Origin of the sequence: Novosphingobium beihaiense (genome assembly GCF_022832375.1) — a bacterium.
Lineage (GTDB): Bacteria > Pseudomonadota > Alphaproteobacteria > Sphingomonadales > Sphingomonadaceae > Novosphingobium > Novosphingobium beihaiensis.
This window is the reverse complement of the sequence record NZ_JALHLG010000087.1, coordinates 1-6506: the sequence shown is the minus strand read 5'-3', so window position 1 is coordinate 6506 and position 6506 is coordinate 1. Positions and strand designations below refer to the sequence as shown.

The following is a 6506-nucleotide window of genomic DNA, read 5'->3' as shown; positions in this document are numbered from 1 at the left end:
CCTGCCGGAATAACCTTGATCAGAGCCTCGGCCTCACAGGCATCGTGAACTTGGCCGCCGGTCAGTGTCAGGCCGATAGGACGTCCGTGAGCATCGACAAGAGCGTGGAGTTTGCTGCTGAGGCCACCCCTGGAACGTCCCATGCCACGATCACAGGATCCCCCCTTTTACCCGTCGCACCATGCTGGTGGACGCGGACACAGGTGGAATCGATCATGACCAGATCTCCATCATAATCGGCCGAGACGGCTGACAGAAGTCGATCCCAGACACCGGCTTTGCGCCAGCGCACGAACCGGTTGTAGCAGGTCGTTGAGGGCCCATAGCGCTCTGGAACTTCGGCCCAGGTTGCACCAGACCGGAAGCGCCACATAATACCGTTGAGGACCCTGCGATCATCCACCCGAGCCACGCCACGCGGTTTATTGGGAAGCAAGGGCTCGATGATTGCCCATTCCCGATCCGTCAATTCGTAGCGCCGCCGTGCCATCACACCCCTCCAATCTTGGAGGGGTGTGAATCAGCATATCCGTCAAACCTCAAGCCATTTTATGAGTTTACGCGCTAGTTCGAAGGCCGCCGTTCGTGCGTGCAGCAAGGACGGACTTCATGAGGAACTGGGCCGGCCGCTTACGGGGCTCTTCTCGTCTGTGTCTTCCACCCTGGTTTCATAGTCGCTTTTGAACTTCGCGGCCGGCTTGTCGTTCGTCCCGAATTCCCAAACCGACCGGCCGACGGGGATGGATGGCGTTCCCACCGCCATCGTCAGGTCGCCGTCGTATCCGCGGATCTGGCCGGCCTCGCCGCCGGGAAACCGCATGTGATGGATGGCTGTGGCAGAAAGCCCGCGCGCGGGTGCATAGAGGCGATGTTGGAGCGGGATTATCAGATGCAGAAGACCGGGAACTGCGACTACACGCTGACCCTCGCCTATGATCTGGATGCTGATGGCGCGAGTCTGGATGATGAAATCTCAGGTCTCCAGATGGAGATGTTCAACATCGCCGAAAGCTACAGGTGCTCCATCGAAGCCGACATTCACAAGATCGGGGGGCAGGAACGCGTCTGGTAGCGGCCAACGTTCAATCTTCGTTCTCATTGCAAAGGCTCGGGTCCCTCGCAACGCCGATAGACCTCCACGCCGCCCGATCCCCGGGCGCGATCATCCCAGCTCAGCCGCTGGGTTGCGGCATTGAACGTGAAATGGGCCGCCGAACCGAGCGCCGCTTCCGGCTCGACCCCTTCGACGTAAAGCGTGTCCGGATCGGCCTTGGTGATACTGCCCACGAAGCGATACGGCTTCACACCGGCCGGAATTTTCACCGTCTCGGCAATCAGCGCCGCGTCCTCCCCGCGCCGGACGATAGAGATGTTCCAGATCACCTCGCATGCCGGTTTCAGGTCGCCCCAACGCCCGCCAATCTCGCTCAGGACCGGCGGATCGTCAGGGAATCGCGTCCTCAACCAGCTATCGAGGTCGTCAAGCTTGGTTGCGGTGTTCGCGCTCGTGGTCACTAAGACGTCGGTCTGCGCCTTGATCGCTTCAGCAGTCTTCTGGTCCGCAGCCGTATTGAAAATGTTGCCAATGCCTACCACAAAGCCCGCTGCACTGAGCAACTGGAAGACGATCTGGCTGAGTACCTTGGGCCGCCGCAAGTGAGCCCAGGTCCAAGCCCCTTTGGGCGGAATGATCTCGCTGGTCGCCAGCGCAGCGATCAGGAACAGCACGGCAAGGCCGATCAGGAACACGCGAGGCCAGATGCCGACGGCTTCCCCGGCCGCCCCCTCCATACTGAAAGTCTCGAGCGGTGTGCCGCCGATCGAGCGCCAGAAGATGACGCCAAGATAGACGAGCGTCAGGGCGGCGCAGATCCAGAACAGCTTCGGGCTGAGCGGGCGTTGCTTTTCGGATGCTTGGACGCGCGATTGGGGTACGGAGCGTCTGCCGGGTTTCATCGCCATCTATGCCTCGCACGCAAAATCGGATCTGGGTAAATAAGCTTGGTCACGGTGCACTTCGCTGATGGAGTAGCGTCGTAACGGCCTCGAGCTTTTGCTTCACAATCTCTGCGTACCGGGTTGCACCAGCTTCGCTAAAGACCCGCAGCGCCGCTTCGTAGGCAGCCGCAGACCGCTCCAGCAGCGCGACGCCCGCTGCGCCGCCTGTGCGCTCCCCCTGAACCCGGAGCACATTGCCGAGGTTGGCCTGGGTCCTGGCCCAATCCACCGGGCTGGCCGTCGTATAGACCTGCAGCGCCGCTTCATAGGCGGCCACCGAGCGGTCTAGAAGGGCAGCGCCCGCTGCGCCGCCCGTGCGCTCCCCCTGGACTTCGAGCACGGCGCCGAGGTTAGTCTGGGTGGAGGCCCACTGAACCGGGCTGGCCGTCTCGGTATAGACCCGCAGCGCCGCTTCGAAGGCTGCCACCGACCGCTCCAGAAGCGCAGCGCCCGCTGCGCCGCCCGTGCGCTCCCCCTGGACTTCGAGCACGGCGCCGAGGTTAGTCTGGGTGGAGGCCCACTGAACCGGGCTGGCCGTCTCGGTATAGACCCGCAGCGCCGCTTCGAAGGCTGCCACCGACCGCTCCAGAAGCGCAGCGCCCGCTGCGCCGCCCGTGCGCTCCCCCTGGACCTGGAGCACGACGCCAAGGTCGTTCTGGGTCATGGCCCACTGAACCGGGCCGGCCGTCTCGGTATAGACCTGCAGCGCCGCTTCGAAGGCGGCCACCGACCGGTCCAGAAGGGCAGCGCCCGTTGCGCCGCCCGTGCGCTCCCCCTGGACTTCGAGCACGATGCCGAAGTTGTTCTGGGTCGTAGCCCACTGAACCGGGCTGGCCGTCTCAGTATAGACCCGCAGCGCCGCTTCGAAGGCTGCCGCCGACCGGTCCAGAAGGGCAGCGCCCGTTGCGCCGCCCGTGCGCTCCCCCTGGATCCGGAGCACGATGCCGAGGTTGTTCTGGGTCGCGGCCCACTCCACCGGGCTAGCCGCCTCGGTCCTGACCCGCAGCGCCGCTTCGAAGGCGGCCGCCGACCGCTCCAGAAGCGCAGCGCCCGCAGCGCCGCCCGTGCGCTCCCCCTGGGTCGCAAGCACGTTACCGAGGTTGTTCTGGGTCCTGGCCCACTCCACCGGGCTGGCCGTCTCGGTCCTGACCCGCAGCGCCGCTTCGAAGGCGGCCGCCGACCGCTCCAGAAGCACAGCGCCCGCAGCGCCGCCCGTCCGCTCCCCTTGGACATGGAGCACATTGCCGAAGTTGTTCTGGGTCATGGCCCACTCCACCGGGCTGGCCGTCTCGGTCCTGACCCGCAGCGCCGCTTCGAAGGCGGCCGCCGACCGCTCCAGAAGCACAGCGCCCGCAGCGCCGCCCGTCCGCTCCCCTTGGACATGGAGCACATTGCCGAAGTTGGTCTGGGTCTAGGCCCACTCCACCGGGCTGGCCGTCTCGGTCCTGCCCCGCAGCGCCGCTTCGAAGGCGGCCGCCGACCGCTCCAGAAGCACAGCGCCCGCAGCGCCGCCCGTCCGCTCCCCTTGGACATGGAGCACATTGCCGAAGTTGGTCTGGGTCTAGGCCCACTCCACCGGGCTGGCCGTCTCGGTCCTGACCCGCAGCGCCGCTTCGTAGGCAGCCGCCGACCGGTCCAGAAGCGCAACGCCCGCAGCGCCGCCCGTGCGCTCCCCTTGGACCTGGAGCACATTGCCCAAGTTGTTCTGGGTCGCGGCCCACTGAATCGGGCTGGCCGTCTCGGTATAGACCCGCAGCGCCGCTTCATAGGCGGCCACCGAGCGGTCCAGAAGCGCAACGCCCGCAGCGCCGCCCGTGCGCTCCCCTTGGACCTGGAGCACATTGCCCAAGTTGTTCTGGGTCGCGGCCCACTGAATCGGGCTGGCCGTCTCGGTATTGACCCGCAGCGCCGCTTCTTAGGCTGCCTCCGAGCGGTCCAGAAGCGCAACGCCCGCAGCGCCGCCCGTTCGCTCCCCCTGGCCCCCCAACACAATGCCAAGGCTGTTTTCGACCTGAGCCCACTGCCAGCTTGGTTCCGGATACATGGGAAGCGCACGCTCTCGGTACAGGCTGGCCGCCCGCTCCAGAGCCTCGGGCGCGCCGAACACATCGCCATATTGGTATCGCTCCCGAGCCGCGGCGCAAATCTGTTCCCATTGGGCCTGCTTGCCAGCAGCCTCCAGGCGGGCGCGCATCTCTTCTCCAGCAGCAAGACGCAGATCTTCGGCCCGGTCGTACTCGCCCGCCAGGATCGCGGCACCTGCCTGACCATCAACTGCCGCCTTCCACGATTCCAGTCCATCGTGAACCTGGTCCCAGCGGATCTGCCGGATCGTCGCATACTCAAATTCCGCATCGGTAAAGCGGCCTTCGTCGATCGCGCGGTGCGCGCGGTTCAGCGCCGCCAGTGCGGGATCGCGGATTGCCGGGTTCTCAAGATAGGCGATACGCTCACGCAGCTTGCCATTCTCGTCAAGCAACCGCCGCGCCGTTCTCGCCTGTTCGCGGATTGCATTGACGAGTTGTGTATCGTTCAAACGGCTTTGCTTGCCCAGGACAACTGCCGCGATCGCATCAACCGTCTTGCGGGAAAGCCGCAGATCCGCCGCAATCTGGTCGCGATCCCGTTGCACCCGATCGTATTGCGCCCGGCTCGCCCCGCTCAGATCCTGCGGCCGGGTCGCGGCTGTCGCAGGCAGGGGGATTGTTAGCAGACCGGCCAAAATTGGCCCGGCGATCAACTTCATCATCCTGCGTGTGCTCACGCAATCCCCCCGAATCGCTGCAGACAAGAGAGTGATACATTTTTTCGAGCTGGTGCGTCCCCTATTCTTGGAGAAGCGCCGGACAATTTGCTGGATGGAAACCAATGTTACAGAAATTGAGCGCCTTGGTTCGACAAAGGATAAGAAAGTTCTGCTCACGAACCGATTGAAAGAAGGCAGGTACCTAACCACGGAGGACAATTATCTCGCCGCGCGTTGCGGTGCATCGATAGATAGCCAAAATCGCAGCTTCCGGCCGACTGGGCCTGGGAATGCCGACAGCCGTCAGACCGCTCGCGGCTAGTTTTTCCCGTTCCATACTGCACTTTGCTCTCTTCCAGAACGTCCTGTGTTCGGCTGAAAGCCGCCCTTTCGACGCCGACCGGGGAATGGCGGCAAAGTCCCAAACTTGGCCGCTCTGACTCCGGCAGCCAGAGCATGTCATACAATCACATGGGGTTACCCGTTGGGCGCGCTACCGTCCTAACAATGCTGTGGTCAGTCAAACGGAAGCGAGTTCTGCACCGGTGGCACTCGGCCCCCGCAACCATCTTTACTTGCGATGACCCCGCCCCTCCGGCGGGGTTTTTCGTTTGCACCGAAAGCGTAAGGATTCCAGCGAGATCGCCGCGCACGTCGATTTCCACCTTGCCATCCACCGGCGTCAGCACGATGTCCTCGACCAGTGTCCTGATAATATCTGCGGCTTCCGTACGCTTTTCTTCGTCCTCGCTCTGCAGGGCGTCATAGAGGCTCTGAACGCGCGAGCGGTAGATCTGCGCCATCGAGGGATGCAGAAGCGGCGGAGGCTCGTCAGCCTCTGCGAGGAAGGCTTCGACTTCCTTTTTCCGCTGCTCCAGGCCAACCATCTTCGTATTGATCCCGTCGGCCGCGCGCCCTTTGAGGATCAGGTCGAGCAGGGTGTCCAGCTCGCGATCAATCTTCGTTATCTCGGCCTCTGCCGCTGCCACGTTGGTGCGACCCTCCATGCGCAGGCGATTGACCTCCTGCGTGAAGACCTCGCAGAACCTCGCGAATAGCGCAGGATCGACAAGGCGGGTGCGCAGGGCATTTAGGACGCGGGCCTTCAACTCATCGCGGCGGATGTTGACGCGATTGTTGAAGGTGCCCTTGTTCCGTGCCGTCGAGCAGCCGATCAGCGTCGCGGATATCGCCGAATAGCCGCCACCGCAGCACGCGCATTTGGTAAGGCCGGAGAAGAGATACTTCGGACGCCGGCGACGGTGGACGGCTGCCACGTCGGCGTGGCCGTTCTGATCCCGGGCGAGGCGGTCCCTGGCCTGGCGCGCCTTCACGGCTTCCCAGAGCTCGTCGTCCAGAATGCGCAGCTCCGGAACGTCCTGGATCACCCATTCCTCTTCCGGATTTGGCCGGGCCTGTCGCTTGCCCGTGTCGGGGGCCTTCACGAAGCGCTGACGGTTCCAGACGATCTTGCCGACATACATCTCGTTGTTGAGGATCCGTTCCTACGCTTCGGATTACCGTTGATCGTGCTGAAACCCCAGTCCCCGCCTGACGGGGCGGGGACGCCTTCCTTGTTGAGCGCGAAGGCGATCGCCTTGGCCGACTTGCCCGCGGCATAGTCGCGGAAGATGCGCCGGACGACCTCGGCTTGAGCGTCGTTGATAGTTCGGTCTGGCTTTGTTGCGCAAATGACCAATGGATTCCGTTAGCGAAGCCAGTTCGTTAAGGGGCGGTGATGAGCAAACCGCCTCGCGCACGC

Annotated in this window: 8 protein-coding genes and 1 pseudogene; 1 reads left to right on the top strand and 8 read right to left on the bottom strand. The window is 63.8% G+C overall.

The features are described from left to right. Together MTR66_RS21030 and MTR66_RS21025 are read right to left on the bottom strand one after the other, a co-directional pair. A pseudogene (locus MTR66_RS21030) lies at positions 1-490 on the bottom strand (IS5 family transposase); the annotation flags it as partial. Between the two features lie 117 nt (positions 491-607). Continuing rightward, positions 608-820 (bottom strand): hypothetical protein, encoded by a 213-nt coding sequence (locus MTR66_RS21025; protein WP_243924679.1) that lies wholly within the window; start codon positions 818-820, stop codon positions 608-610. A gap of 69 nt (positions 821-889) precedes the next feature. Between MTR66_RS21025 and MTR66_RS21020 the strand changes: the two genes are divergently transcribed. After that, positions 890-1072 carry a hypothetical protein gene (locus MTR66_RS21020; protein ID WP_243924678.1) on the top strand — a complete coding sequence of 61 codons (183 nt, stop codon included), beginning with the start codon at positions 890-892 and terminating at the stop codon, positions 1070-1072. 23 nt (positions 1073-1095) lie between these two features. On the opposite strand, the gene MTR66_RS21015 is transcribed toward MTR66_RS21020, so the two are convergent. From MTR66_RS21015 to MTR66_RS20990, 6 genes are all read right to left on the bottom strand, one after another. Beyond that, positions 1096-1962: a hypothetical protein gene (locus tag MTR66_RS21015; RefSeq protein WP_243924677.1), complete on the bottom strand. Its 867-nt coding sequence runs from the start codon at positions 1960-1962 to the stop codon at positions 1096-1098. 43 nt (positions 1963-2005) lie between these two features. Then, positions 2006-3262, bottom strand: coding sequence for a tetratricopeptide repeat protein (locus MTR66_RS21010; protein WP_243924676.1), 1257 nt, complete (start codon positions 3260-3262; stop codon positions 2006-2008). A 297-nt stretch (positions 3263-3559) separates the two neighbouring features. After that, on the bottom strand, positions 3560-3838 hold the full coding sequence (locus MTR66_RS21005) for a hypothetical protein (protein WP_243924668.1): 279 nt from the start codon (positions 3836-3838) through the stop codon (positions 3560-3562). Positions 3839-3913: 75 nt separating this feature from the next. After that, complete coding sequence (locus tag MTR66_RS21000) at positions 3914-4744, bottom strand: hypothetical protein (protein ID WP_243924666.1); 831 nt, start codon at positions 4742-4744, stop codon at positions 3914-3916. A gap of 467 nt (positions 4745-5211) precedes the next feature. Continuing rightward, positions 5212-6228 (bottom strand): recombinase zinc beta ribbon domain-containing protein, encoded by a 1017-nt coding sequence (locus tag MTR66_RS20995; RefSeq protein WP_268740644.1) that lies wholly within the window; start codon positions 6226-6228, stop codon positions 5212-5214. Continuing rightward, positions 6186-6443 carry a recombinase family protein gene (locus MTR66_RS20990; protein WP_268740643.1) on the bottom strand — a complete coding sequence of 86 codons (258 nt, stop codon included), beginning with the start codon at positions 6441-6443 and terminating at the stop codon, positions 6186-6188. The genes MTR66_RS20995 and MTR66_RS20990 overlap by 43 nt, the downstream gene beginning before the upstream one ends. Between the last annotated feature and the right edge of the window lie 63 nt (positions 6444-6506).

Coding starts and splice junctions, on each gene's coding strand:
- MTR66_RS21025 (WP_243924679.1), bottom strand. CDS start 820: ATGCGGTTTCCCGGCGGCGAGGCCGGCCAGATCCGCGGATACGACGGC.
- MTR66_RS21010 (WP_243924676.1), bottom strand. CDS start 3,262: ATGACCCAGAACAACTTCGGCAATGTGCTCCATGTCCAAGGGGAGCGG.
- MTR66_RS21000 (WP_243924666.1), bottom strand. CDS start 4,744: ATGAAGTTGATCGCCGGGCCAATTTTGGCCGGTCTGCTAACAATCCCC.
- MTR66_RS20995 (WP_268740644.1), bottom strand. CDS start 6,228: ATGTATGTCGGCAAGATCGTCTGGAACCGTCAGCGCTTCGTGAAGGCC.
- MTR66_RS21015 (WP_243924677.1), bottom strand. CDS start 1,962: ATGGCGATGAAACCCGGCAGACGCTCCGTACCCCAATCGCGCGTCCAA.
- MTR66_RS21020 (WP_243924678.1), top strand. CDS start 890: ATGCAGAAGACCGGGAACTGCGACTACACGCTGACCCTCGCCTATGAT.